We start from the raw sequence: 26297 nt of genomic DNA on the forward strand, positions 1-26297 counted from the left end.
TGCTTCTAACATTATGTATCACGGCTGCACCTCCAAAAGCTCCAATTGTTTCCACAGACATGCGCCTTTGCTGGCTTTTTCAATATCGGTCAACTGTTGCGCGTGTTGCGTCAATTCATCAGTGCTAGCAGGCAGCACACGCAGTTTCAAACGCGATAAATCTGCAAAAACTATGATCGGCTCTTCTTTCTGTTCATTGCTCCCATCATCCAGCAAACTTTTCTGTCCGCGCGTCATGGACAGATAAACCTCTGCCAACAACTCGGTATCCAATAGCGCGCCATGCAAGGTGCGATGAGAATTATCTATCTGGTAACGGTCACACAAGGCGTTCAGATTATTTTTCTTGCCGGGATGCAACTCCTTGGCCAGCTTCAGTGTGTCAATGACGCTCACACAATAGTTATTCAATACAGGCAGCCCGCTACGTTCCAGCTCCTTATTGAGGAACCCGATATCAAACGGCGCATTGTGAATGATGAGTTCCGCACCGCTGATGAACTCGAGCAGCGCTGGTGCAATTTCAGCAAATTTCGGTTCGTCCTGCAGACGCTCCAGCGTCAGGCCATGTATCTCCGCCGCTCCCGTATCAATTTCGCGTTCCGGGTTGAGATAGCGGTGAAAACGTCGATCAGAAACTTTGCGGTTGCATAATTCGATAGCCGCCAGTTCAATGATGCGGTGGCCTTTCCCTGGATCGAGGCCAGTGGTTTCGGTATCCAACACGATTTGTCTCATTTCATGCTTTCATTCAAAAGTTGCTCAATCCCGCGATTGGCTAATTCATCCGCACGCTCGTTCCCATCATGTCCAGCATGTCCTTTTATCCACACCCACTGAACATGATGTTTGTTTGCTAGTTCATCCAGCGTGCGCCACAAGTCTTCATTTTTGACCGGTTTTTTGTCGGCAGTCTTCCAGCCACGCTGCTTCCAGTTATGCACCCAGATACTAATACCTTGCTGCACATATTTTGAATCGGTATGCAGGACCACCCGGCACGGCCGTTTCAATGCCTCCAGCGCGCGGATCGCGGCCAGCAACTCCATTCGATTGTTGGTTGTATGCGCTTCGCCACCACATAGCTCGCGCTCTTTGCCCATAATCTGTAACAGCGCGCCCCAGCCGCCCACGCCGGGGTTCCCCTTGCAAGCCCCATCCGTATAAATTTCTACTATATCTTCACTTACTGTTACAAGTTCGCTCATTCGGGCTCCGTTTTTTTACACTGCGATATTTCTCTATTCAGCTTAGGTGTTGCCGGTAACAGCTTGCCAACTAGTCCCTCGTTCCATTTTGGCTTGATCAGGTTCATTCCCGGCACATGCTTAATCGCCTGCAAAAAATACACTCCGCCCCACACCGCCCACCAGCGGTCCCCGGCTGGCTCCATAAAATTAAAGCGGTTAAGCCAATTTGGATTGGTGAGCGGTGGTGCGTAACAGGCAAAACGCCCCGTTACCACCTCAAATCCCAGCAATGCCAGCCAATCCTTCAATCGCGACAAAGCAATAAAATCTCCACGCCAGGGGAAATTCGTCTGCGAACCCAACACACGCCGAGCCCCCCACAGGCTACGCGGATTGAAACCGCTAATGATGACATTTCCTTCAGGCCTTAATACACGCTCAACCTCACGTAAAATTTGATGAGGATGGGCATTGAATTCCAGTACATGCGGCAGAAGCACTAAATCCAAGCTACTGCATCCGAATGGCAATTCATCCATATCTAGCCGTACTTGCACCCCGGCCTCGTTTCCCACTACGGCGCGTAATGGCATACGACTGGCACGTAGAAAATTATGCTCGGCCAGCCCGAGTTGCAGCGCATTGAAGCCAAAAATGTCAGTCACACTGTGATCAAACAATGCTTGCTCGCACTCCAGCAAATATTTTCCTGGGGGCGTGGCGAACCAATCATTCAGCGTATTTGTGGTTGACATGCAATACTCTTTCACTCGAGTATAGCCAAATAAAAAACGGACATTTCCATGTTCAATATTATTCCCATCCCGGCATTCAAGGACAACTACATCTGGATGCTACACGACCACCAACATGTGGTAGTGGTCGATCCGGGCGACGCAGCGCCGGTGCTGGCTTATCTCAATCTACATAAGCTCAAACTCACCGCCATCCTGTGTACTCATCATCACAATGATCACGTCGGTGGCGTTCGCAAACTTGTTGAATTATACAACGTGCCTGTGTATGGGCCACAGCTTGAAAATATCCCCTGCATCAGTCATATGCTCGGCGAAGGTGATGTAATTGAAATTCCGGAATTAAAAATAAAACTGAGTGTTATGGATATCCCTGGTCATACCCACGGACATATCGCTTATCTGGGCGCTGGCGCTGTATTTTGCGGCGACACCCTGTTCGGTTGTGGCTGTGGTAGATTATTTGAAGGAACAGCTACGCAATTATTCTATTCCTTGCAACGGTTGGCAAATTTGCCTGATGAAACAAAAGTATATTGCGGACATGAATATACCGAGGCTAACATCCGCTTCGCATTAGTCTGCGAACCCGACAATGCTCGGCTCAAACAACGTCAAGCAGATGTACAGGCGTTACGCGCTGCCGGGCATCCAACGTTACCGTCGACTATTGCCCTGGAAAAAGACACCAACCCTTTTTTGCGCTGTGCTGAGCCAAGCGTCATCGCCACCACATTACGCATGACACAAATTAAAGAGACCGATGAAACCAGTATCTTTACTGCCCTGCGCACCTTAAAAAATAATTTCTAAAAAATTATTTTAGATTGCGATAAACCCCTTTCTGGTTTATCCTGCGCGGCCTTCGGAGAGGTGGATGAGCGGTTTAAGTCGCACGCCTGGAAAGCGTGTTTAGGATAATATCTTAACGCGGGTTCGAATCCCGCCTTCTCCGCCAGTGCTATAGGTATAGCAAGGCTTGCACGTCATTTTATTTAACTGCCCATGTTTCTGCCCATATTATTTTTTTAGTAAACGAGAAAAAGAGGAAGGCACCTTTCTCTCTCATTCATAATTTCACTTCAACAGGAGATTAAGACATGACCGTTAAATCCATTCCCGAAGGCCATCACAATGTAACGCCTTACTTGAGCATAAAGAATGCAGCCAAAGCTATCGAATTTTATAAAGAGGCATTTGGTGCAACTGAGATGTATCGTTTAGAAACACCAAACGGTCTGATCGGGCATGCGGATATCAAGATAGGTGATTCACGAATCATGCTGGCTGACCCGTGTGAGGGTGTGGGTACCTTTCGCGCTCCTGACTCTCTGGGCGGTACTTCTGTTGGCCTACATTTATATGTTGATGATGTAGATGCTCAGTTTGCCCAAGCAGTAAAGGCGGGAGCAAAGGTAATCAATGTAGTGCAGGATCAGTTTTACGGCGATCGTTCAGGGACTCTTGAAGACCCGTTCGGGCATATGTGGTTTCTTGCTACTCACAAAGAGGATCTTACCTCAGAGGAAATATACAAACGCGCTGAGGCATTCTTCAAGAAGAATAACGGTTAATAATGCACCCCGCCTAGCTTGATCTGCGACATTTCCATCCTCTCCCTTAAACACCGATATCTCACCGCATCAGCAGCATGATCAGGCCCGCTTGAATCTACGTCCTCAACGCGTTTTTGATCACGTCCTAGGTAGGGTACGGTCTCCCAGAAGTATTGACACGTTCTGGCTATGTATAGGCCGGGGACATCAGGCTTACCCGCATCAGCCAACAACCTACGCATAATATTCCAGCCGGTAAGTCGGTCGGCTTTCTTGGCTGCAATGAAACGGACGCCGCCACGGTTAAATTCGTCCGCAATACTGCCAGCGCCACTTCCGGACTTACTGAAAATAGCATCATCAGCTACACCCATAGGCTTAACGTTCCATCGCTTGCACATGGCAATGATTTCCTCAGAGAGGATCGGCACAGTCCAGCCTAGACCCTCGTTTTGTCTATCCCGTTTCGCAGTTGCGAGTTCATCTACAATCACCAGCGAATCACGTGAATAATAGCGACCGTCCGGCCCATTGGTTCCGGGGCTTTTGGCAAAGATGTAAGTAGCGCTCGGTGCACTGCTGCCAAAGTCATGAGCCAAGAATGTTTCCCACGGCTTGCCATAATGCACGGGTATTTTGTCCCATGGGTCTATGCAGTTGCGGGACTCATCCAACACGCTAGCAAAATATGCTCCTCTGCTTACCGTCCAGTCTCCATCTATCCAGGCGCGCAATAATTCGGGATCGCTGGGACAAGAAGATTCAAGCTGATTGCGATACTGCTCAATGTCTATGAATTGATTGCCGACAAAGGTACTTGGAGCGTAACACCATTGCCGCTTCGATTTGGGTTCAAGGAATGGGCTCCATGGTTTACCAGTAAATACATACCGTTTGGCAATCCAATGATGACCTGGGCCGCCCGGGTTTGCGGCAAGCACCACGCGAATGGGTACATCTTTGGGGCCACGTAAATTCGATCTGAGAATGTCGAGTAAATCAGGTGTAGAAAATTGGCCGATTTCATCTGCCATCAGTAGAGTGAAAGAACGCCCTTGATACTTTGAATAGTCGCTATGTGTTTCAAGTTGGCCGAACTCGATATAAGCACCATTTGGAAACCGCCAGACATGTTCAGCGCCGTTATAGCGCGCCGCCGTGCCATATATCAGACCAAACAGTTCACGAGTTAACAGCTCGAAATCGGCTAATCCCTTGTACGTCCGCCGAATATAGAGGATGCGAGCGCGGTCACCATACTGTTCGACGTGCCTAAGCGCCAGTAAAGCCAAGGCATAAGATTTACCACCTCCACGGCCACCACCAAGAAAGCAATCAACTTCTTCAGGCAGCAGTAACACTTTTTGCTGAAAATTGTTTAAATCAATTGTTTGGTTTGACATCTTCGATCACCTTGAAATCCTTCATTGTCATTGCGCCGGGTAGCGTGAAATTAATGCTGACCCGATTATTTGATTCGCCCTGATCACCTTCTCGGTAGCCGTGACGCGCTTTTAGAAGAAACATTGCGGCTGTTGTGTTCTTGTCAACGGTAGCAGCTGTATAAAGTACGTTATGCAGTGTATGGCGCTCTTTTTCACGTCCTTGATCAAATGCAGCCTTGAGTTCTACATCTTCATCAAGCCAACGTTTGAATGTGTCTACTGATGTGCCCAGTTGATGAGCAATGCCGATGATGGCGTGTCCAGTCGCTGATAACTCCCTGATCACTTCTTCCGCCTTTTCTGGTGGCTGTTTAAGTGGTCTGCCTATTGTTTTCTGTGTCATATTTTGTTCCGGTGTTATTTAAGGCCTATTTAACGGGTTTTGATGAACTGGATAGGGGTAAGCCTCAACTGAACAAAACAAACCCCTCCCATATCAACTAAAGAGCACTTGCTGGTGAAACTATTCGGCTTGAAACTTCTTGCTGACGAGCAACGGTAAGCCGCCGTACCGGATCTGCCGATCTACCAGAGCCAGCCGCTGACCAAATCATCTCTGCGTACGACCGATTTGATATGCAAGTCGCGATTGCCGATAGTGAGATCGCCTGTCCTGGTATTTCAATGCCATCGAGTGCTAGATCAACGCTATCGACAAAACCTGCTTCACTGCTGCGGCCCTGACCTACCCTCCAGCACTGATAAATAAGTGCTAGATTCTTGTCACTTCGCGCGTTTTCCAGCATGAGCCCCAATAAGGGCAAAGAAGAACTGGCCAGCTCTGCAGCATGATAAATCCGGATTTGTGCATCTTTTGCATCATCTTCATCGAACTTTTGCAGGCTTAAAAGAAGTGGTCGATTCTCCCAAAACCGCTGATGCGCACTTGAAGTATCTGCCATCGTCATAATTGTTTTAAGCTCGGCTGTTATTGCCGGCAATGCCTTTTCGCGTGCGGCTTTCACAGTTGAAAGTACCCAATCCCGACTTCTGGATTTATCCTTCTCTGCTGTTTCTATTACTGCATTGAGTGCTGCTACAGCCTGATCCATCTTTCTAACGCAGGCATTCGATATTTCTAGGTTCTTTTGCAGTTGTGCTTGGGATAACATTTTTAATACCTTTCATTAATTTTAATCGCCTGGGTGTTAAAACTTTCCGTTGGCGTAAGCGGCAAGTCGGTTTCTGTTTTGCTTCGATAATTAACGTTCAGGAAGTCAGTCATTAAAACCTCCTGGATAGGCATTGCCATGTAGGGTGGAGCTTCTTGCTGATTGTTGACGGGGATGGGGGCCGGTGTATTTTGTAAATTGCATTGTCGGGCCGTCGAGTGCGAGCAATACGTCACCAAGCGGGCCATTCCGGTTTTTGCGAACAATCAATTCAGCCAGTCCGATCCATGCCTGGGTAGGATTGCTCAGGTCTTCACGGTGTAGCATCGCTACAATGTCAGCATCCTGTTCAATTTCTCCAGAATCGCGTAGGTCTGAAAGTTGTGGGCGTTTGTCTTGCCGGGTTTCGGTTGCGCGGTTCAACTGTGCCAAGGCAATAATGGGCACGTTTAATTCTTTGGCGAGAGCCTTGAGTCCACGGCTCAAACTCCCGATCTCTTGAGTGCGGTTCTGACCCTCGCCCCGCATCAACCCTAGGTAATCCACCACGACTAGCTTGAGACCATGCTGGCGCTTGATCTTTCGCGCAGCAGCGCGAACATATGGGACACCAATGGCCGGGCGATCGATCAATAGTAGGCGGTGGCCGTCTGTGGATGCATGGCAGGCGCTAATTCGGCTCCACTGGCTCCCTTCAAGCTGACCGGTACGCATGGCTGTTACGGACACCCCTGATCGCAATGCAATCAAGCGCTGCGTGAGTTCACGGCGCTGCATTTCGAGGGAAAAGAAGGCAACTGTGCCGCCATGCTCGGCTACATGATTGGCTACATTGAGTGCGATGGCTGTTTTTCCAACGGATGGCCGCGCTGCTAAGATTACAAGTTGCCCTGGTTCAAGTCCGCCGGTGACAGCATCAAAATCTTCTACGCCTGTAAGTAGCCCAGAGGGGCGAGTGCCGGTCGCGCGGTCATCTATGTCCTGGATTGCGTCGGCCATGGCATCAAACAGCATGGTGGGCTCATCAGTACCAACGTCAAGTAACTGCACCATGGCTGCATCGGCTTGATTAATAATTGCTGCAACGTTTGCACCAGGAGCTGTGCAACTCGCTTGAATTTCTAGCGCCAAGGCAAGCAAACTTCTCTGCAAAGAACGCTCGCGTACTGTCATCGCGTAAAACTTAATATTTGCGGTGCTGGGGACGTTTTGCGCTAAGCTGCCTAGGTAGGCCAGTCCGCCTATGCGTTCGAGGCTGCCAGATGCATCCAGCGCCTCCGCAATGGTTATCACATCGATAGGAGAGCCAGCATTTGAAAGCTTACGTGCAGATGTGAAAATCAGCTGGTGTTCTTGGCGATAGAAATCAGATTCAACAATTAACCCTTCAAGACGATCTAAAGCCGTACCGCCTTCAAGAAGGATTGCTCCAATTACCGATTGTTCTGCATCGATCGAATGCGGCGGTAGGATGTTGGCATCTACGTTCATGCTGCCACCCTCCGCGCTTGTTCACCTGCTGTTGTCCACTGAGCAGCTTCGCCTGGTTTCATGAACCAAAGTTTTTTCCAATTACCCCGAACGCTATTTCGGAAAGTTTTTCTCCAGTCTTTGTAAGTTTTCTGAGTTGGCAAATAATCAGCTTTAAATTCTTGCCAACAAGCAGCAATCATTTCGACTTCTAAGCCAACTGTTTTTGCATACTCAAAAATCGGATCACTTTCAGGAATGGCTTGCTCAGAATTTTCCTTGCAAGCTTCCAAGAATTGTTTCAACGTAATGTCAGTTTTTTTACTACGAGAAATCTTCTTGGTGGTTCTATGATGGTTCTTGGTGGTTAGGGTGTCATGGGTGCTAGGGGTCTCGCGCACCGGTGCTAGGGGTAAACGCGCATCCATGCTAGGGGTAGCACTGACGCTAGGGGTAGCATCCATGCTAGGGGTAGCAAGGTTTTTTAAGTTCAATTTGTATTGTCGTGATTGCCCAGGATTTCCTCCACTATGATTACCAATAACTTCCAAATATCCATCCTTTATAAATCCGTGAATAATCCTTCTGGCTTGAGATTCGCTAACATTAATCTTTTTTGCAATTGCATTAATTGATGGATGTAGGCTACTCCCTTGGTCATTGCACCAATCGGCAAGGGCAAGTAAGGCTAGTTTTTCACTGCCGCCCTTTAAGTAATTTTCCCAAACCATCGACATAACGCGAATAGACATCTTTATACCCCCGCGATTCGCGCCGCTTGGCGTATTGCCGCGTCATATTCTGCAGGCGTACGCGCCGATGCGGTCAGAGACGCTTTAAGTGACTCATAACTGCCGTAATTTCCTGGCACTCTGCTGCGTTGTAGTGCGTGGGGGTTATGATTTGGATGGGTTCGTGAATCACTTTTCACTCGCTGAGAAATGATAGGTTTTGGGGTCATGCAACCCCCTTACGGCTAAGCTGAATTTGAGTGGTCAGCCATTGGGATATTTCAGATTCGATCCATCCAACTGCACGAGGCCCGAGTGAAATGTTTTTAGGAAATGTCCCTTCGGACATGCGTTGATAGATTGTGCTGCGAGATAAGCCAGTGCGGGCTTCGACTTGCTTACGACGGATTATTGCCAGTGCTTCCCGGATTTGCTGCGCCATGATGGCTCCTTGATGAATGACTCCGGCACATACCGGAATTCATGGAGCAATCTTAGGGAAGCGTGTGGACTCGCATAATGGAGGAAAGCAGTTTTCCTCCGGGGGAAAGTGGGTTTCCCACTGTTGACCTTATTCTCGGATTCTTGGAGTAAAGTTTTTGAGAGCTTCAAGGGTATGCTCAGAAAGCGCGGGGGGCCTAAGGGGCACTAGAGGGGCACCCATTATCTTCAGTGATGCGTCGGAAAGGATTGGTAGACTATTTCGAGGAGGCTTAAGTTGCGAAGCTCTGTTCTGCAGGCTGTGAGCAAGGGATGCAAGCTCGCGGTCATCTAACCATTTGGAAAGATCGTTCCGGATGCCGTTTTCCTCGGCATCTCTTAACTGGATTAAATGCGATGCCCAAAGGTGCGCGACGGCGCGGTACTTCATCCAGTTGCTTCGTACAGTATCGCGGCCAGCTTTATAGTCTTTGCCACGCCCGTCCTTGAACCCCTTCGCCACTCCCTTCTTAGGTGTATCGTACATAGTGCTAACTACGTGGCAGGCTTTATCAAGTCCACCGTCCTTAACATTGCTTGCTGCCATTTCAAGCAGAATGAGAAGCACGTCCCCGGCCATACAGCCTCCTGCCACAGCATTTTCTATATCTTGACCTACTCCAATTTCGGCTGCCTCCACTAGGCGGCGTAATGTATCTTTACAAATCTCGTATTCGGTATCAATGGCCATCTTGGCAAGTAGGAAAGCACCCAAGCGCTCCCGCTTGTTTTCATCGTCTGGATGTACCATGTAAGGCCACAATAGTACTTGGGCTATGTCTCCATTCATACCGGTAATATCCACACAGTCGCTTGTCATGCGCATCCTCTTCAAACACTCTTCAAAAAAAGAAGCACCAGACAGGCAGGATAGTCTGGTGCAAAACTTGATTAATGATACCTCGCCAGTCTCCTAGCGGGCGTGTCCCACACTGAGGTTCTCGAGTATTCCCAAGCTGGCGGTCTGAAAATGTCCCAAAGTGGTGTTCTCGAGAATTGATGAACTATCTATTTTCTTTTGCGTGGTTCTTTAGAAACGCTTCGCTTCTTTCATTGATCCATTCAATCTCTTTGTCTGATTCGGCCTCCAATAAAGTGGCAGCGGTGATTGCGAATCGCATTAAAGCGCCCGTTTCGAAAGCACTTAACATGGGTTGAGGATTATCATCATCTCGGCAAAGATTGCTAACCTCAATCAGCTGAAGACATACCAGAATGCCGCTAGCAATATCTTTGGTTACTCCAGCAAAGTCAGCGAAGGGAAACCGTTTTACTTCTTCGCGAAACCAGATAAAGGGCTGATGATAGCCGGAGCTGGGTCGAAATTCAGGTGTGGAGGTGGTTGTGGATGTGTCTGTGGTTTTCATTTGATTCTCCTTAGTAGCGGTTTATGTTTCCGCTCCCCGCTGCTAAACGAAGGAGGGCGGAACCGTGCGGGTTAGCAGACCGGACTAAGGTACCGGCATGGCTTGCGCCATCCCACACGGGCCGCCCATAAAGGGTTTGCCATGCTGCGGACGAAAAAAAACCACCTAGGGTGGCGGTTGTCCGCCTTAGTACCGGGCTGCTAAACCCGTATCGCTGATTTCAGCGACAGCGCAGGATATGCTTAAAAAGAGGGCGGTGTCAAGAAAAACCATTTGTGGGTAGACCAATCCTTTATTCTTACTTAAATGCTTTTATTAAATTGACGATTTGTTCCGTCCTATCTGAGAGTTCTCCAGGTATATGCCATAACACAGTTTGCCGAATATTCCTCCATCGCGGCCTTGAACATCTTACATCAGCCAAAATCGCAAATGAGACTAAGGCAACCGCACGGCTTGGTTCCAAATACCGTCGAAGATGTCGTTCATGATCCCTCATAAAAGATTCAATACGTTGTTCCAGAAACTTTGTCATCATTGCCATTGTTGATGCACTAGCTAAGCTATTTGGAGGCGCTAAATCGTCAATGTTCAACGCTACAATTCCAAAACCAAATGACTTCTTGATTTGTGCCGAATTGAAAACAAGCTCAGTAGGATGTTCTTTTATACATCCGGACTCGATAATTTCTGAACGCTTAACAGTGTCATTGAAAAGTTTGGATAGAGTAGGACTCTTATCAATAGAAAGTCCATGCTTCTTAAATAACGCACTTAGCGCGAATGCTCTATCTCGTGTTTGATCATGAAGGGTATTTTCATTGGAAGAGAATGTTGTGTCTGTACCGGCTTGCACTAGCGAACCTAATGCGTCTAATACAAATATGGGCTGATGATTAGATGTTCGTTTCATAAGAATTAACGGTGTACTTAGGTGTTAAGCTATTGTTTTGAGGATTTGAGGAAAGAGCAAAAAACGCTCTCAATCGGGCGAAGGAGAGATTACCATTGCTCTGCACTTGATGCGCGTAAGGGGAGACTACGAGTGCAAGGTGACCTAGCCGATCGACATCACTCTACAGCATGAAGCGGAGGGCATTTGCACCATAGGGGGAAGGACGACCGCATGTCTGTGCGGTGTGACACAGTTGGCGACTTTTCCCGAAGGTGTTCAGAGCGAACTATGTAACAGGTGGAAACTGGCGGTGGTAGGTAGTTAGGCCTAGATGTTGATGAGTGCCAATGGGTGGTACCTTGTGAAGGGGTACAAACTGAGGCACACTCTAAATTTTCATTTGAAAATTTAAATGTCGCGAACATCTACTATAGATAAATAATCCAACGCAGGGGAATAACTTGAATAAATCAAAATCAGCCCCGATTGCGTTATCTATTGCCCTGCTTCTTTCAGTGGTTACCACAGGCGTGCATGCGGAGGAAGAAGATAAAAGATCTCCATTAGAAAAATTTCAGGGTGGCACGCACTTTCATTTTTTCATGTGCCAATTGACCGCCAGAAAAGCTGAACTTGATGTAAAAATGGGGAATCTACGCGAACCCTATACAACTGTCGGAGCGTGTGTAAAAGATGGGAAATCAGCAGTAAAAGCCCTTTTTCCAAAAGCAATCTCACCTTTCGCCTCCAAACCTGAAGCATCTAAATTACTCAAAGAATATTATGTTCTATGGCTTACAGCTATGGATAGCGTTAAGCCGGATATCAATGAAGACGACAGCGAGTATGAAAAAAGGCAGAAGAACAATGATCGCAAATTAAACGAAGCGTGGCATCGATTCGAGATTGAAGCTGAGATTTAACTTAAGCTTAATTAAAATTAATAGCAATCCACAAACAATAAAAAAATGCTCAGGGGAATTTCGTGACAGCTATCACAAAGCTTCAAATCAGTAATGAAAAAATGGCGTGGGATGTATTGGAAAATGCACTTAAGGGCGGATATGACGACAAGGCAATTTCCTTATCCCTAGATAGCTGGGCCGAAATACACCTTCATTACGACGGAGGAAAGTACAATTCCTCAGTTCCTACTGGCGTAATGCAAAGCTTTCTTGATTTGCAAAAAGCAATCAACAGGGCCGCAGCCGCACTCATATATAATGAATTTAATGCGTTACGCTTGACATCAGAAGATAGAAGGCAATTTGAACTAGTTGTTACTGTTTCAGGTGGTAGTTCAAATTATAATGTTGATCTAGCCAAGATATTTAATGCATTAATAGTAAAAGCCGCAGATAAAATGTCAGGTAAAGAACTTGTAATTTTAATTATAGCGCTGGTTGCGCTGTGCGCATCGACGGTTGCGTGGAAAGATTATTTAGCGATGTTATCCGATCAATCTAAAGTTGAGCTTTCTCTTAATTTGAGTAAGGAGGAAACAAAACGCTCGCAGATTCTTAAAGATGCCTTAAAGGCAGAACCAAAATTAGGTGAAATGCGCGAGGATTTGCGTGAGTCACAACACCAATTCTTACGTAGCGCCGTAGGCGCAAAATCAATTGAAGTGCAAGGAATTAATATTAGCGGGGCTGATGCTGTTGACTTGGCACAAACGCAACCTGAACGATCAAAAGATTTACATTACAAAGAATCCTTTCGTATTTTGGCAGTAGATACCACCAATAAAGAATTAGTCAAAGTGAAAATTCGTGGTGTTAAAAAGGAATTTACCGCTTTTTTTAAAGATGAATCGTTTGACGAAAAGCAACTCACATTGCTAAAAAATAAATTGATGTCCCGTGAACCCGTTCACCTTGTGGTAAACGCTACAATGCTGCGAGATAAAATTAAAACAGCAGAAATACTTTCTGTTAATGAAATAGAAAAATAGTTTTTTCAATAATCAATCATGGCAGTCTTCAGAACCCCAGTTTGGGACACCAGTATGAGTAGGAACTATATTTATTTGCGCACCATGTAGAGATGATATGTACGAAGGCTAGGAAGATTAAGGAGCAAATATGTCCCTCGAGTTTATGCTCCAAGAGATGTTGCAACAAATCTATTGCCGGGGTGGCTCAGAATTTGTCGTGGAAGCATATTTGATTGCATGGCGTAGCGCTATAGCAAATTTTGAAAGCCCACTGCCCTGCCCACTGTGTTTTATGAAAGGGCAAATTCAGAGGCTTAATTTTCTAGATGATGATAGCGGAGTTGGATCTGTAAGATGCGCGCGGTGCCGCCAATACTTTTTGTTCATAAACGCCAAGTGAGAATCGTTTAGTAATTGGGAGGGCTTAGACTGAGGTCGTAGAAAAAAGATGGGTGCTTCGACCTCTGTATTACTTCCTGCAAAAAACAGATACTATGTTAACAATTAGTCTGCGCAATTTACAATTCCTTAGGCGAATACAGGTTTAAATTCGATCCATTATTATGACACCAACGCCAAAAAAGAAGGTCGATGAGCTCATTGAGTCTATCAATGAAATGATTTTGAACGGGCTTAATAATGATCGTATTGAAGAGATTATTGCTGACGCGGAAAAGTTAAAAATACAAGGTAAGTCCTCCGACTCATACACTGTACGTGGAATGATTGCAGCGCTTCGCGGTGACGCTAATGAAACCGATAGATTATTTACGGCTGCGCTGCATATCGGAGGGAGAAATCCAGCTACGCTCTCAAATTATGCAGCAGCACTTTGTAATTTAGGTAAGCATACTGCTTCTACCAGAATTATTGATGAGGCGTTAGCTTTGGACGGAAATAATTTAACTTATATCAAACAAGCTATAAAATTTCATTTGGTAGCTTTTGATATTGAAGCAACTCGAAAACTTCTTAAGAGATGCGAAACGCTTGGTCAACCCATTCAAGATTTTAAGATGGAGATTGAAATGACCACGAATGAGGCAATGCTGGCAGAGCACAATGCTGCTTGGCAGGATGCGGCATCCCGCATTGAGCTTGCCTCAGGCGTGCTACACAAACTTAATTTTAATTCTAGAAAGCGCAAAATATTTCCTTTTGATGGAATCCTCTTATATGAATTTCAACTCGATGCCGATATTGACACCATTGCTCAAGTGGAAAGCGCCATCAGTGATGCTATCGCTGAAATGCCGTATTCTCCAGTTGATAATTTTTTGTGTATAACGTGTTCGGCACTATGAGTGTCTTGCCAAAAGATTTCTTAGAAAGTGCGACTAAGCTTGCAACTCCTGATTGTGATGAGATAACTCAAAGAAATATTATTTCAAGGGCATATTACGCCGCTTATCATCGGTCTTGTCAATTAATTAAACCTGTGTATTCTTCCGACGAGAATATTGGAATGCACAAGCAATATATTCAACAACTCAACAATGGGAAAAAAGGATCTGTTGATCGTAGGCTTGGAGGCCGCCTTTTTAAGATGTTTGGACGCAGACGTATTGCAGACTATTTAATTAATGCAAACATTGGACAGGATATTGCTCCACTTCAGCTTACAACTGCAAAAGAATTATTTGAGATTATTGATACTCATGTAGCGAATGCGAATATGGTACCCACCACTCCAGCCAATAATTCAAACGTGGTAAGTATTAGATGATTTTCGTATCTTAAACTAACGGTCTGAAAATTTTCCAAAGTGGTGTTGCGAAAACATAATACAAGCCGCTCAAGCTGAGGTTCTCAGGGCGCACCCTCTTACCTGCGCCAAACTGACGTTCTCGAAGACTGCCCTCAGTTATGCTGCCCTCGTAATTGCACAACAGTTCCACCCTTAACGGCAACCACAGAACAATAAGCCGCCCAGTCAGCCATCAATCTTCGACGCTTATCGAACAGCGAGCCACGTGCATATGCTGCTTCGGCCTTATCCTTTAGCTGGTGTGCTAGGGCGTGCTCTATGACCTCGCGCGGGTATGCGGTAGTTTCTCCTGCCCAATCACGGAAGCTTGAGCGGAAGCCATGCGCTGTGACTGGACGACCCATACGCCTAAGTACGGCCGTCAGGGTCATGTCTGAAAGCTCAGTACCCTTGGTGTTGGGGAACAGGAGATCGCTACCGTCTATGCGTGGTAGAGCGCGAAGCAATTCTAAAGCTGCTTCAGATAGGGGAATGCGATGCTCACGGCCTGCTTTCATGCGCTCGGCCGGAATTGTCCAGACGGCACTGTTTATATCTACCTCTGCCCACGTTGCACCTCGTACCTCGCCTGATCGAGCAACAGTGAGAATAGCGAACTCAAGAGCACGGGCACCCATACCAGCTTGCTGACGAAGTTCAGCGAGGAAAGCGCCTACATCAGAATAGGGGAGGGCGGCATGGTGCTCTATTTTTCGCACCTTACTAGGTGCTGCCAGCAGTTTATCAAGGTGGCCTTTCCAGCGTGCTGGGTTATCCCCCTTCCGATATCCTCGGACAGTTGCCCAATCTAGCATTGATTCTATGCGCCCCCGCAAGCGACTCGCTGTTTCCGTTTTGGTTGTCCAAATAGGCTCAAGTATTTTGAGGAGTGTGACTGTGGAAACAAGATCTACACTTACGGCTCCAATTATCGGGCTGGCATAGGTAGAGATTGTGTTTTTCCACTGATCCGCATGTTTGGCATTTTTCCAGCCTGAACGGTGGGCAGCGATATAGGCAGTAGCACATTGGTCAAAAGTCAGCACGGCGGCACGGGTGGCAATCATTGCGCTCTTAGCTTCTTGACGCTGATCAATTGGGTCTATGTCCTCTCGCAGTTGCTTGCGCGCCTCTGCGGCTCTTTCTCTTGCTTCTTTTAGCGTTACATCAGGATAGGCCCCCAATCCCATCTCCCTTGCCTTGCCCGCACGGGTATACCTAAATGCCCAAGATCGAGTGCTGAAGGCACTGACACGGAAATACAGCCCGCCTCCGTCTGCATAGTAGCCGCGCTCGATTAGAGCGTTAACCTTGGTAACTGAGAGCCTGTTGAGTGTGTGCTGTCCCATAATACCTCCCTATTAACCTGCCCATGTTCCTGCCCATGATATTAATCTGGAATATGAAGGAAAGCAAGAGAACAATCTGGAACTCGATTAGCTTGAAAGTCCAGTACGATTGACACTCACAAGGTATTAGTAAGATCTGTCTGGAATTAGAATTGGCGGACGCCTTCTCCGCCAGTTACAAGTTCAGTAAAATCCAAGTAAGTACACATAACCCGCCTAAACGCGGGTTTTTTGTGGAAAATAATGGCGATACGCATACCGATGTGGACTATTCAGGAACACTAAAAACAATTCTATCGTCTTTCAGTCAACCACAGCATCCCCGTCGCTAGTAACAGGAATAGTAGTGGCATCGCCACAGCACTCAGCAGGGGCTGCCACCCATTGAGTGCACCCAAATTGGTGAATAGCTTACCCACAAAATGAAACGCTAGTCCCAATATAATACCCAAGAATATTTTGGCGCTAATTCCACCTTGGCGCCGCTGGTGCGAAGCAAAGGGCAAGGCCAATAACATCATCACCAATACTGCAAATGGATACACCAATTTATTCCACATAGCAATTTCATAAGACACGGTCTTCTGATGGTTGTCGCGCAAGTGCTCGATATATTGATAAAGATTCAATATCGACATCTGTCCCGGCCCCACCAGTATCGCTCTCAGAATGCCCAAGTTAAGCGCCGAGCGCCATTCCATGCTGACCTGATGGTTTACTGTCGTACCCTGTGTATTAAAAAGAGTTTGCGTCACGTCTTCCAGTTGCCAGCGATTCTTTTCCACATAAGCAGCGCGTTTTGCTGCAGTAATGGCACGCAGATGGTAACTCTCATCAAATTCATAAATGCTGATATTCAATAGGGTGGTATCTGGCAGCACGTTTTTTATGTTTACAAAACTGCGTTCATCTTTGGCCCACACGCCGGAACGGAATTCTCTCAGCGACACTTCAGCATTCTGGGCTTTAAGCCTTAGTTCCTGCGCCATGCGTTCACTAAGAGGGGCAATCATTTCGCCACACAGATAAGTCAACAGAACGAGTGGCAAACCTATCTTGAACAAAGCTATTACCATTTGCCGCAGTGAAACGCCAGAAGAACGGTAGACGGTCAATTCCGAATTAGCAGCCATCTGCGTCAGCGCAAAAATTGCACCAATCAATACTGCTACTGGAAACAATTCATAGATTCGGCCAGGCACTGTCAGCAAAACAAACAGCAACGCATAGCCTAGGTGATAATTGCCGCTACCCAGTGCATTCAGTTCATGTATCAGGTCAAAAAAAGAAAACAGCATCAGCAAGGCAGCGAATACCAGTGCGATGCTGGCGTATATCTCACGCGCCAAACAACGAGTTAGCAGCCTCATCGCGCCAACCGCCGCAAGGAGAACACCGACAGACGACGATAGAACAGTAACACCATCAACATCAACATCAGCACATGAATGCCCCAAAAGCCAATGGCTGGGCCTAGTTTCCCCTGTCCAACCAATGTGTTAGTAACGCTGATCAGATTGTTATAAAGCATGTAAATGACCAGCGCCATAATGAGATTGAGCGAACGTCCGGCGCGGGGATTAACGAAACTCAACGGGATTGCCAGCAGGGACAAGATCAGCGCAGCGAGCGGAAAACTCAGCCGCCGCTCCAATTCGGATATATTCCCGCTGTTAAGGTTTTGTAGCAGCTGTAAAGTGGGTAATGAATCGGTAGGAGCAGGTCGCTGCTTCGCCTCCACTGCCTTAATGCGCACCGCATAGCGCTCAAATTCAACAATCTTGAAATCAAGCTGCCCCGGTGCTCCCTCATAACGCGTACCATTCAGTAATACTAGGAAACGATCACCGTTAGGTGCGGTTTCCTGCATCCCCTGCTTAGCCACCATGGTGCCCATCTTGCCATGCTGCAACGATTGCACAAAAATGTTGCCAACTCGGTTTTTGCCCACATCCACATTCTCGATAAAGAACACACGGTCAGCCTGCTTGGATTCGCGAAATGTTCCGGGCGATGCTGCGGTTACGTCATCGCGGCTATCCAATCTGCGCTTTAATTCCTCCACTTGAGACATCGCCCAGGGCGACAACACCAGACTTAACAGTGCAATCAGGCACACCACCGGCAACGCATACCACATCACCGGGCGTATCCAACGTGTCAGCCCAATGCCTGAACTGAACCACACCACCATCTCGTTGTCACGGTAACTACGCGTCAGCGTTAGCAACACCGACAAAAACAAACTTATAGAAAGCAGAGCTGGCAGGTAATTCAAAGCACTAAAGCCCAACAATGCCAGCACGCCGTCCACCGCTAAAGAACCACTAACGGATTGACCTAACAAGCGAACCAACTGAGTGAATACAACAATACCGAGTAGAATGGCAAATACCAATAGCCCCATGCCAGCGGACTCGCGCACTAGCTCACGATGAAAAATACTGGCACGCAATAACTTAAAGCGTGACAGCTTTGACTTTTGCTTTGGAACCTGCGGATAATCCGACATTTTGTGTAAAACAAAAATCATTAAGGAGATACAAGTGGAATTTAGCATAAAACTGGGCAGCCCGGAAAAACAGCGTAGCGGTTGCGTGGTGGCGGGTGTATTTGAGGGTGGCGAGCTATCGGACGCAGCGCTAATACTGGACAAAGCCGCCAAAAATACACTCAGCGGTATCATCGCGCGCGGCGACATGAGTGGCAAGATCGCTAGTACACTGCTGCTGCATAATGTGCCCAACATTCTGAGCGAACGTGTGCTATTAGTCGGGTTGGGCAAACGTAATGAGTTTGCCGCACGCCAATATCTCGACAGTATCCGCGCCGCAATGCGCGCACTATTTGCCACCGGCGCCAAGGATGCGGTGCTCTATCTGGCTGACTTGCCAATGGCAGGCCGCGATAGCGCCTGGTGCATCAGCCAAACAGTGCTTGCCGCATTCGAATCGGTTTATCGTTTTGACCACCTTAAAAGCAAGGCGGAAAAAAATAAAAAAGCTTCATGCAAAATTCAGTTTGGCTTGCTGTCCGGCAAATCAACCGCCCATCAGGATGTCGCTCTCAAACAGGCCGCAGCAATCGGGCAAGGTATGAAGCTGACCAAGGACTTGGGCAATCTGCCGGGTAATATATGCACCCCCAGCTATCTGGCGCAACAAGCAGTGGCGTTAGCCAAGGCGCATAAATCACTCAAAGTTACTGTGCTGGAAGAAAAGGACATGCAAAAGCTTGGCATGGGTTCGCTGCTATCTGTGACCCGAGGCAGCGATGAACCCGCCAAGCTGATTACTCTGGAATATCGCGGTGCCGACAAGAAACAAACCCCCATCGTGCTGGTCGGCAAAGGCGTTACTTTTGACTCTGGCGGCATCTCGCTTAAGCCGGGTGCCGAGATGGATGAAATGAAATATGACATGTGCGGTGCAGCCAGCGTGCTAGGTACGCTGCAAGCCATTGCTGAAATTGGGCTCAAACTGAATGTAGTCGGCATTATTCCTACCTGCGAGAACATGCCCAGTGGTTCCGCCACCAAACCGGGCGACATCGTCACCAGCATGTCCGGGCAGACCATCGAAATTTTAAATACCGACGCAGAAGGCCGTCTCATCCTGTGCGATGCACTAACCTTTGCGGCCAAATTTGAACCAACTACAGTAATTGACATAGCCACCCTTACTGGCGCCTGCGTCATCGCTTTAGGCCATGTTGCCAGCGGACTGTATAGCAATCAGGATACCCTGGCCCAGGAGTTGCTGGCAGCAGGCGAACAAACCTATGACCGTGCTTGGCACATGCCGTTGTGGGAGGAATATCAGCCGCAACTGGATAGCAACTTCGCCGACATCCAAAACATCGGCGGACGCGCAGGTGGCAGTATCACGGCCGCCTGCTTCCTGTCGCGCTTCACCAAAGACTATCGCTGGGCGCATCTGGATATTGCCGGTACCGCATGGAAATCAGGCAAAGAAAAAGGTGCCACCGGACGTCCCGTGCCACTACTGACACAGTATTTGATCAATCGTGTCCAAGCAGATAATTAATTGGACTCTCATGACTGTTTGGGTCAAAGTGAGAAATTCAGGTAACAGCGGGCTGCACTCCAAGTAGCCACAAATAGTTACTCGAAATTATCGTCATAACTTGTAAATTCATGGCTCTATGTGATTCGTAGTGGGTAACCCTTCGATAAGTGCAAGATGAACAACAAGAAATATTCAGCTAAAAACCCGCTCATCCTTCGACAGGCTCAGGACGAACGGATTTATTCCTTCTGCGGGAGATTTACTTCTTCAGAGGGAGGTTGAAAGTTGATTACCCACTCTATTTCGCATAGAGCCCTCTAAATCATCGATATCACTCGTAAATTCATTAAATGACCAAAGTTGATTTTTATACCGGCGTGGACGACAAACTGCGCACCGCTTGCCACCTTAGCCACAAGGCCATGCAAAGCGGACTGCGCGTGCTGTTGCACACCCCGGACGAAACCACTACTGAGGCGTTGGACAAAGTATTGTGGCAGTATCCCGTTACTGCTTTTATGCCGCACTGCCACAGCGATGAGTCAGCCGCCGCTGAGATGCCGGTTGTGATCGATCATCACGGCGAAACTTTTCCACACAATGAAGTATTGATCAGTCTGCATACCGTCTGTTTGCCATTTTTCAGTCGTTTCGAACGCGTACTTGAAATCGTCAGCCAAGATGCAGAAGATGCACGCTTGGGCCGTGAACGCTTCAGCTTTTATCGAGACCGCGGCTATGAAATGCGCCACTTCGACCTGAGTAAACAACCTGAATATTGAACATGAAGGCATCTCTAAAAATCCAGACTTGAGTGCATCTGTCACACAGTAACCCTCAAGAAATTTATTGTAAATTTTTATAGACACCCATGAGCTATCCGCCCGAACAGTTAAATGAATTAAGCAACTTTCCTGTACTTACAGATGTAGTCGATGCCGACTCCCTGGAAATTCCCACCCTGACAGAAGTCGTGGCTGAAGAACCTTCAGCAGTCATAGCGGAAAATAAAGAAGAAAATAAAGAATTTGCTACCTTATCTGATGCAGAGTACCAGCATCTCGCGACGCAAATCGCACCACAACTGGAAACGCTGCTGCGCGCGAAACTTGCACCACAATTCGATGCGCTTTGGCAGGACGCTTGGCGCCAGGCCAAATCAAATTTACCCGAATTAATTCAAGCACACATTTCCATACCGCCGGCACCATCTCCATCCGCTATAATCACGCCCTTCCTCACCGCACCCGACAGAGTTAAATCAAACACTATCAACATGGAACTCACAAAAAGCTTTGAACCGCAAGCAATCGAAGCGCGCTGGTATCCAATATGGGAAAGCGCGGGTTATTTCCAGGCTAAATTAGAGAGCGACAAGCCCGCTTACGCCATCATGCTGCCGCCACCCAATGTGACCGGGACTCTGCACATGGGACACGCCTTCCAGGACACGCTTATGGACGCGCTCACCCGCTATCACCGCATGCGTGGCGACAACACCCTATGGCAGCCGGGTACTGACCATGCCGGAATTGCCACACAAATCGTGGTAGAGCGCCAGCTGGACGCACAAAAAATTAAACGTCACGACCTTGGCCGCGAAAAATTCATTGAACGCGTATGGGAATGGAAAGAGGAGTCCGGCTCTACCATCACTCACCAGATGCGTCGCCTCGGCGCCTCATGTGATTGGTCGCGGGAGCGCTTCACTATGGACGAAGGTCTATCCGAAGCCGTTACCGAAGTATTCGTCAAACTCTACGAGCAAGGTTTAATCTATCGCGGGAAGCGATTGGTGAACTGGGATCCGATACTGGGTACCGCAGTATCCGACCTGGAAGTAATAGCGCAGGAAGAAGACGGCTTCATGTGGCATATCGCTTATCCGCTGGAAGCCAGTGTGGGCGCTTTAATCGTCGCCACCACACGCCCTGAAACGCTGCTCGGCGACGTTGCTGTGGCGGTGCATCCTGAAGATACACGCTACCAACACCTGATCGGCAAACGCCTGCAACTGCCACTGTGCAATCGCACCATCCCCATTATTGCCGATGAATATGTCGATCCGGCTTTTGGTACTGGCTGCGTAAAAATCACGCCCGCGCACGATTTCAACGACTACATAGTGGGGCAGCGTCACAGCCTTACACCGATCAACATATTCACGCTGGACGCAAAAATCAACGAACATGCACCTGACGTCTATCAAGGGCTGGATCGTTTCGACGCACGCAAAAAAGTCCTTTCCGACCTGTCCGCACAAAACCTGCTTATAGACACCAAGCCGCATAAACTGATGGTGCCGCGCGGAGACCGCAGTCACGCAGTAATTGAACCGATGCTGACCGACCAGTGGTTCGTGAAAATGGAGGGTTTGGCGCAGCGCGGCCTGCAAGCGGTGGCGGATGGTGAAATTAAATTCGTGCCGGAAAACTGGACCAACACATACAACCAGTGGCTAACCAACATTCAGGACTGGTGCATCTCGCGTCAACTGTGGTGGGGACATCGCATCCCGGCATGGCATGACGAACAGGGTAATATATTTGTCGCTCGTAATGAAGAAGACGCCCGCAAACAGGCAGGAGACTCAAAGCTGCGCCAGGACGAGGACGTGCTCGACACATGGTTCTCCTCCGCATTGTGGCCGTTCTCAACACTGGGCTGGCCACACGACACCAAAGAACTCAAAACTTTTCTGCCGACCTCGGTACTGGTTACCGGCTTCGACATCATATTCTTCTGGGTGGCGCGCATGGTGATGATGACGCTGCACTTCACCGACAAGGTGCCATTCCGCGAAGTGTATGTCCATGGCCTGATCCGCGACGCGGAGGGACAAAAGATGAGTAAATCCAAGGGGAATGTGTTAGACCCGCTGGATCTCATTGACGGCATCTCACTGGAAGATTTGGTGGCCAAGCGCACGCAGAATCTAATGAATCCCAGGCAGGCAGAAAGTATTGAAAAACAGACACGCAAACATTTCCCGGACGGCATCCCGGCCTTCGGCACGGATGCCATGCGCTTCACCTTCGCCAGCCTTGCCTCGCATGGGCGCGACATCAAATTCGACCTGCAACGCTGTGAGGGTTACCGAAATTTCTGTAACAAGCTATGGAATGCCACGCGCTTTGTACTCATGAATTGCGAAGGTCAGGATATCGGGCTGGACGAATCACTGCCGGTTAAATTCAGTGCGGCAGACAAATGGTTGATCGGTCGTTTGCAACAAGCTGAAACTGAAATGGCGGATCACTTTGACCATTACCGTTTCGACATGGCAGCGCGCACGCTGTATGAATTGGTGTGGGACACTTACTGTGATTGGTATCTGGAATTAGCCAAGGTGCAACTCAACCCTCATTCCGGCAGCCTACTTTCAGCGGAAGAAGAGGCCTCAAATACCGCAGGGCGGCGTGCCACGCGGCGCACCCTGGTGCGTGTACTGGAAACCATACTGCGTCTGGCACACCCTATCATCCCGTTCATCACTGAAGAGCTGTGGCAGAAAGTTGCGCCGCTGGCCGGGAAACAAGGCGACAGCATCATGCTGCAACCCTATCCGCAAGCCAACGCCAAGTTGATTGACCCCATTGCCTTGCAACAAATCAACCTGCTGCAGGAAATGGTCACCTCCTGTCGTAAGCTACGTAGCGAGATGAATTTGTCGCCGGCACAAAGAGTGCCACTGATTATGAGCGGCGATGCAACCAACCTGCACGGCTTCGCACCTTACCTGCAAGCGCTGGGCAAGTTAAGCGGGGTTAGCCTGGTGGATGATCTGCCTAACACTGATGCGCCAGTCGCCATCGTCGGCAATTTCAAGTTGATGCTGGAAATTGAAATTGACGTGGAGGCAGAGTGTGAGCGCCTGGACAAGGAGATAGCCCGTCTTGCGGGCGAAATTACCAAGGCGCAAAGCAAGCTGGGTAATGCCAGTTTCGTCTTACGCGCGCCACCGCAAATAGTGGACCAAGAACGCAGGCGTATGGACGATTTCAACATTACGCTGATCCAGTTACAGGCGCAGCTCGACAAACTGGGTTAAATCTGTCGGCGACGCAGGTAAAATACGAACTCGTCACCTTGCTGTGCAGCAGACAACAAATCATTCCCGGTTTGTTTGCAAAAATCTGTGAAATCATCTGGTGATTTTTTGTCTGTAGCAACTACTTTCAGTACTTGCCCACCTTGCATCTGCGCCAACATTTTTTTAGTACGCAGAATGGGCAAAGGGCAACTCAACTGACGAGCATCCAATTCGACATCGAATTCTATTGTGCTCATCCTACGGGAAACGCACTTGCTTGCGTCCAATCAATAGCGTCACTTTGCAGCTTGTACGTTTCAGCAAAACTCAGCGCTGTGGCGAAATCCGAAGTATGTGCGGCATTCTCATCTATTTGAACCTGCAATTCTGTCTTGTTAATATTCATAATCTTTACAGTTAATTATTTTTTTCAGTGGTTAAGGGAGCTATCGCAATCATTAAGCAGAAATGTGCAGTAGAAAAATTAGTAACAACTGCCAAACGTTTTCAAATTTACCTCCAACCTTTAATTATTATACCTTGCTAATAAGTAAACACGGGCATCCTCGCCTGAATGCTACGTTGAACCCCTGCGCTCCAAGCTTGGGAACCACCGGGCAAAGCAGGTATCATATTGTCATGAAAAATTTGCTGTACATAGTGCTCTACGCATGGTCAATGTTGTGCCGCGCTGAAGGTCTGCCCGATTTGGGTGATGCATCGCAGGAGGCTATGACACCGCAACAGGAGCGAAAAATCGGCGAACAGAGCATGTTTGAAATCCGCTCCGATAAAGACTACCTTGATGATGCTGAAGTCAACGATTATCTTAATCAACTTGGGTATCAGCTGGTTTCCAACAGCAACGAACCAGGGCAGACGTTTGAATTCTTTGCTCTCAACGACAACAGCATCAACGCTTTCGCGCTGCCCGGCGGCTTCATTGGAGTAAACACCGGGCTGATGCTCATGGCGCAAAGCGAATCCGAACTCGCCTCAGTACTGGGCCACGAAATCGCTCACGTCACCCAGCATCACCTGGCACGTATGGTAGCAGGCCAAAAGATCGACTCAGTGGCCGCCATAGCTGCGCTTGCAGTGGCTATCCTGGCAGCACGCAGCAATCCACAAACCTCACAGGCGGCCATTGTCGGGATGCAGGCCAGCTCCATCCAACGGCAACTGAACTTTACCCGCATTCATGAACAGGAAGCGGATCGCATCGGCCTCACCACTCTACAAAAAGCCGGCTTCGATCCGCACGCCATGCCCATCTTCTTCGAACGCTTACAAAAATCCACACGCCTGCTGGACAACAACATGCCGTCTTACCTGCGCACCCATCCGATCACCAGCGACCGCATCGCCGATGTCGCTAATCGCGTGCAACAAACCTCCTATCGCCTGGTTGCCGACAGCCTCAACTTCCAGTTGGTGCGCGCCAAACTACGGGCCATGCAAAAAAATTCACAGGAAGCGGTAAGTTTTTTCAAAAGTGCAATTGGGGAGCAAAAACATGGCAATCAGACAGCCCAGCGCTACGGTCTGGTACTGGCATTGCTGCGCGTCGGTCAAGTCGTACGTGCCACGCAGGAATTCGCCCCTTTGCAGATACTGATATCACAAAATCCAATGATCGCGACGCTGGCCGGACAAATCAGGCGTACGAACAAGAGCAACACGGGCAACACTGAATTCTACCGTAACGCCACACAGAATTTTCCCCAGCACCGAGCGCTAGCCTATGACTACATCGAGTTGCTGCTGGAAGCCAATCGTTTTGAAGACGCGCTCAAACTGCTCAACGAACAAATTATCGCTCACCCTAATGACCTGCGTTTGCATGAGTTACAGGCACGCAATTACGCGGCATTGGGCAAACGACAAGAAGAGCACCACGCATTGGCCTACACTTACATTCTGCGCGGTAACTTGCTCACTGCAATTGAACAACTGGAATTAGCCAAAGGAGCGGGTACCGATTTTCACGAGTTATCGATCATTGAAAGCGAGCTGAAACAATTTAAGGAGATCGCGGCGACGCGTGGGAAAAAGAAGTGACACACTATTTCTATCCAACATCCATTCCACCATAATACAAGCGGCTTCTTCATCGGATCGCATGTGTTATTTATGCCTCACATCACTACGTCAGCAAAATTCATTTTTTGCATAATAGAGCTCAAATTATTTAGTTTTAATG

The 26297-nt window shown here is 48.2% G+C and carries 28 protein-coding genes and 1 tRNA gene; 11 read left to right on the top strand and 18 right to left on the bottom strand.

Annotated elements, in window-relative coordinates:
* Positions 1 to 18: 18 nt before the first annotated feature.
* The 3 genes from dnaQ to MKZ32_RS04575 are packed head-to-tail and all read right to left on the bottom strand — an operon-like array spanning position 19 to position 1945.
* Complete coding sequence (dnaQ, locus tag MKZ32_RS04565) at positions 19 to 738, bottom strand: DNA polymerase III subunit epsilon (protein WP_239796174.1); 720 nt, start codon at positions 736 to 738, stop codon at positions 19 to 21.
* A complete protein-coding gene (gene rnhA / locus MKZ32_RS04570; RefSeq protein WP_239796175.1) occupies positions 735 to 1208 on the bottom strand; it encodes a ribonuclease HI in 474 nt (157 codons plus the stop codon). The genes dnaQ and rnhA overlap by 4 nt, the downstream gene beginning before the upstream one ends.
* Positions 1205 to 1945, bottom strand: coding sequence for a class I SAM-dependent methyltransferase (locus MKZ32_RS04575; RefSeq protein WP_239796176.1), 741 nt, complete (start codon positions 1943 to 1945; stop codon positions 1205 to 1207). Before MKZ32_RS04575 ends, rnhA begins: the two co-directional genes overlap by 4 nt.
* Before the next feature lie 48 nt (positions 1946 to 1993).
* On the opposite strand from MKZ32_RS04575, the gene gloB reads away from it, so the two are divergent.
* The 3 genes from gloB to MKZ32_RS04590 all read left to right on the top strand — a co-directional run bounded on the left by gloB (position 1994) and on the right by MKZ32_RS04590 (position 3519).
* Positions 1994 to 2758, top strand: a complete 765-nt coding sequence (gloB, locus tag MKZ32_RS04580) for a hydroxyacylglutathione hydrolase (RefSeq protein ID WP_239796177.1) — start codon at positions 1994 to 1996, stop codon at positions 2756 to 2758.
* A gap of 54 nt (positions 2759 to 2812) precedes the next feature.
* Positions 2813 to 2903: transfer RNA gene (locus MKZ32_RS04585), tRNA-Ser, on the top strand.
* A 142-nt stretch (positions 2904 to 3045) separates the two neighbouring features.
* On the top strand, positions 3046 to 3519 hold the full coding sequence (locus MKZ32_RS04590; RefSeq protein ID WP_239796178.1) for a VOC family protein: 474 nt from the start codon (positions 3046 to 3048) through the stop codon (positions 3517 to 3519).
* Here the strand turns inward: MKZ32_RS04590 and MKZ32_RS04595 are convergent.
* From MKZ32_RS04595 to MKZ32_RS04640, 10 genes are all read right to left on the bottom strand, one after another.
* Positions 3516 to 4904, bottom strand: coding sequence for a phage terminase large subunit (locus MKZ32_RS04595; RefSeq protein ID WP_239796179.1), 1389 nt, complete (start codon positions 4902 to 4904; stop codon positions 3516 to 3518). The genes MKZ32_RS04590 and MKZ32_RS04595 overlap by 4 nt on opposite strands.
* Positions 4885 to 5289, bottom strand: coding sequence for a hypothetical protein (locus MKZ32_RS04600; protein ID WP_239796180.1), 405 nt, complete (start codon positions 5287 to 5289; stop codon positions 4885 to 4887). The genes MKZ32_RS04595 and MKZ32_RS04600 overlap by 20 nt, the downstream gene beginning before the upstream one ends.
* 97 nt (positions 5290 to 5386) lie before the next feature.
* A complete protein-coding gene (locus tag MKZ32_RS04605) occupies positions 5387 to 6058 on the bottom strand; it encodes a hypothetical protein (RefSeq protein ID WP_239796181.1) in 672 nt (223 codons plus the stop codon).
* Between the two features lie 105 nt (positions 6059 to 6163).
* Entirely contained in the window at positions 6164 to 7549 is a 1386-nt protein-coding gene (gene dnaB, locus MKZ32_RS04610) for a replicative DNA helicase (protein ID WP_239796182.1), read from the bottom strand.
* Entirely contained in the window at positions 7546 to 8280 is a 735-nt protein-coding gene (locus MKZ32_RS04615) for a helix-turn-helix domain-containing protein (protein WP_239796183.1), read from the bottom strand. Before MKZ32_RS04615 ends, dnaB begins: the two co-directional genes overlap by 4 nt.
* A gap of 2 nt (positions 8281 to 8282) precedes the next feature.
* Positions 8283 to 8489, bottom strand: coding sequence for a hypothetical protein (locus MKZ32_RS04620; RefSeq protein WP_239796184.1), 207 nt, complete (start codon positions 8487 to 8489; stop codon positions 8283 to 8285).
* Positions 8486 to 8701, bottom strand: a complete 216-nt coding sequence (locus tag MKZ32_RS04625) for an AlpA family transcriptional regulator (RefSeq protein ID WP_239796185.1) — start codon at positions 8699 to 8701, stop codon at positions 8486 to 8488. Before MKZ32_RS04625 ends, MKZ32_RS04620 begins: the two co-directional genes overlap by 4 nt.
* 129 nt (positions 8702 to 8830) lie before the next feature.
* Positions 8831 to 9559 (bottom strand): hypothetical protein, encoded by a 729-nt coding sequence (locus MKZ32_RS04630; RefSeq protein ID WP_239796186.1) that lies wholly within the window; start codon positions 9557 to 9559, stop codon positions 8831 to 8833.
* Positions 9560 to 9743: 184 nt separating this feature from the next.
* Positions 9744 to 10106 carry a hypothetical protein gene (locus MKZ32_RS04635; RefSeq protein ID WP_239796187.1) on the bottom strand — a complete coding sequence of 121 codons (363 nt, stop codon included), beginning with the start codon at positions 10104 to 10106 and terminating at the stop codon, positions 9744 to 9746.
* Between the two features lie 298 nt (positions 10107 to 10404).
* Positions 10405 to 11019 carry a hypothetical protein gene (locus MKZ32_RS04640; RefSeq protein ID WP_239796188.1) on the bottom strand — a complete coding sequence of 205 codons (615 nt, stop codon included), beginning with the start codon at positions 11017 to 11019 and terminating at the stop codon, positions 10405 to 10407.
* 443 nt (positions 11020 to 11462) lie between these two features.
* Between MKZ32_RS04640 and MKZ32_RS04645 the strand changes: the two genes are divergently transcribed.
* The 4 genes from MKZ32_RS04645 (at position 11463) to MKZ32_RS04660 (ending at position 14663) form a co-directional block, all read left to right on the top strand.
* Positions 11463 to 11924, top strand: a complete 462-nt coding sequence (locus MKZ32_RS04645; protein WP_239796189.1) for a hypothetical protein — start codon at positions 11463 to 11465, stop codon at positions 11922 to 11924.
* A gap of 62 nt (positions 11925 to 11986) precedes the next feature.
* On the top strand, positions 11987 to 12955 hold the full coding sequence (locus tag MKZ32_RS04650) for a hypothetical protein (protein WP_239796190.1): 969 nt from the start codon (positions 11987 to 11989) through the stop codon (positions 12953 to 12955).
* A gap of 545 nt (positions 12956 to 13500) precedes the next feature.
* Positions 13501 to 14241 carry a hypothetical protein gene (locus MKZ32_RS04655; protein ID WP_239796191.1) on the top strand — a complete coding sequence of 247 codons (741 nt, stop codon included), beginning with the start codon at positions 13501 to 13503 and terminating at the stop codon, positions 14239 to 14241.
* A complete protein-coding gene (locus MKZ32_RS04660; RefSeq protein ID WP_239796192.1) occupies positions 14238 to 14663 on the top strand; it encodes a hypothetical protein in 426 nt (141 codons plus the stop codon). The genes MKZ32_RS04655 and MKZ32_RS04660 overlap by 4 nt, the downstream gene beginning before the upstream one ends.
* A 134-nt stretch (positions 14664 to 14797) precedes the next feature.
* On the opposite strand, the gene MKZ32_RS04665 is transcribed toward MKZ32_RS04660, so the two are convergent.
* The 3 genes from MKZ32_RS04665 to lptF form a co-directional block, all read right to left on the bottom strand.
* Positions 14798 to 16033 (bottom strand): tyrosine-type recombinase/integrase, encoded by a 1236-nt coding sequence (locus MKZ32_RS04665; protein ID WP_239796193.1) that lies wholly within the window; start codon positions 16031 to 16033, stop codon positions 14798 to 14800.
* A 293-nt stretch (positions 16034 to 16326) separates the two neighbouring features.
* On the bottom strand, positions 16327 to 17403 hold the full coding sequence (lptG, locus tag MKZ32_RS04670; protein ID WP_239796194.1) for an LPS export ABC transporter permease LptG: 1077 nt from the start codon (positions 17401 to 17403) through the stop codon (positions 16327 to 16329).
* Entirely contained in the window at positions 17400 to 18566 is a 1167-nt protein-coding gene (gene lptF / locus MKZ32_RS04675; RefSeq protein ID WP_239796195.1) for an LPS export ABC transporter permease LptF, read from the bottom strand. The genes lptG and lptF overlap by 4 nt, the downstream gene beginning before the upstream one ends.
* Before the next feature lie 13 nt (positions 18567 to 18579).
* On the opposite strand from lptF, the gene MKZ32_RS04680 reads away from it, so the two are divergent.
* The 3 genes from MKZ32_RS04680 (at position 18580) to MKZ32_RS04690 (ending at position 24112) form a co-directional block, all read left to right on the top strand.
* Positions 18580 to 20079 carry a leucyl aminopeptidase gene (locus tag MKZ32_RS04680; protein ID WP_239796196.1) on the top strand — a complete coding sequence of 500 codons (1500 nt, stop codon included), beginning with the start codon at positions 18580 to 18582 and terminating at the stop codon, positions 20077 to 20079.
* A 332-nt stretch (positions 20080 to 20411) separates the two neighbouring features.
* Entirely contained in the window at positions 20412 to 20843 is a 432-nt protein-coding gene (locus MKZ32_RS04685) for a DNA polymerase III subunit chi (RefSeq protein ID WP_239796197.1), read from the top strand.
* A gap of 494 nt (positions 20844 to 21337) precedes the next feature.
* Positions 21338 to 24112: a valine--tRNA ligase gene (locus MKZ32_RS04690; protein ID WP_239798100.1), complete on the top strand. Its 2775-nt coding sequence runs from the start codon at positions 21338 to 21340 to the stop codon at positions 24110 to 24112.
* Here the strand turns inward: MKZ32_RS04690 and MKZ32_RS04695 are convergent.
* Both MKZ32_RS04695 and MKZ32_RS04700 read right to left on the bottom strand, forming a co-directional pair.
* Positions 24109 to 24342: a sulfurtransferase TusA family protein gene (locus MKZ32_RS04695; protein WP_239798101.1), complete on the bottom strand. Its 234-nt coding sequence runs from the start codon at positions 24340 to 24342 to the stop codon at positions 24109 to 24111. The genes MKZ32_RS04690 and MKZ32_RS04695 overlap by 4 nt on opposite strands.
* A gap of 5 nt (positions 24343 to 24347) precedes the next feature.
* The gene (locus MKZ32_RS04700; protein WP_239796198.1) at positions 24348 to 24500 is read right to left on the bottom strand and encodes a hypothetical protein; all 153 of its coding nucleotides are present in this window, start codon (positions 24498 to 24500) and stop codon (positions 24348 to 24350) included.
* Between the two features lie 233 nt (positions 24501 to 24733).
* Between MKZ32_RS04700 and MKZ32_RS04705 the strand changes: the two genes are divergently transcribed.
* Positions 24734 to 26155, top strand: coding sequence for a beta-barrel assembly-enhancing protease (locus tag MKZ32_RS04705; RefSeq protein ID WP_239796199.1), 1422 nt, complete (start codon positions 24734 to 24736; stop codon positions 26153 to 26155).
* Positions 26156 to 26297: the final 142 nt, after the last annotated feature.

It is taken from the genome of Candidatus Nitrotoga arctica, assembly GCF_918378365.1.
Classification (GTDB): Bacteria; Pseudomonadota; Gammaproteobacteria; order Burkholderiales; family Gallionellaceae; genus Nitrotoga; species Nitrotoga arctica.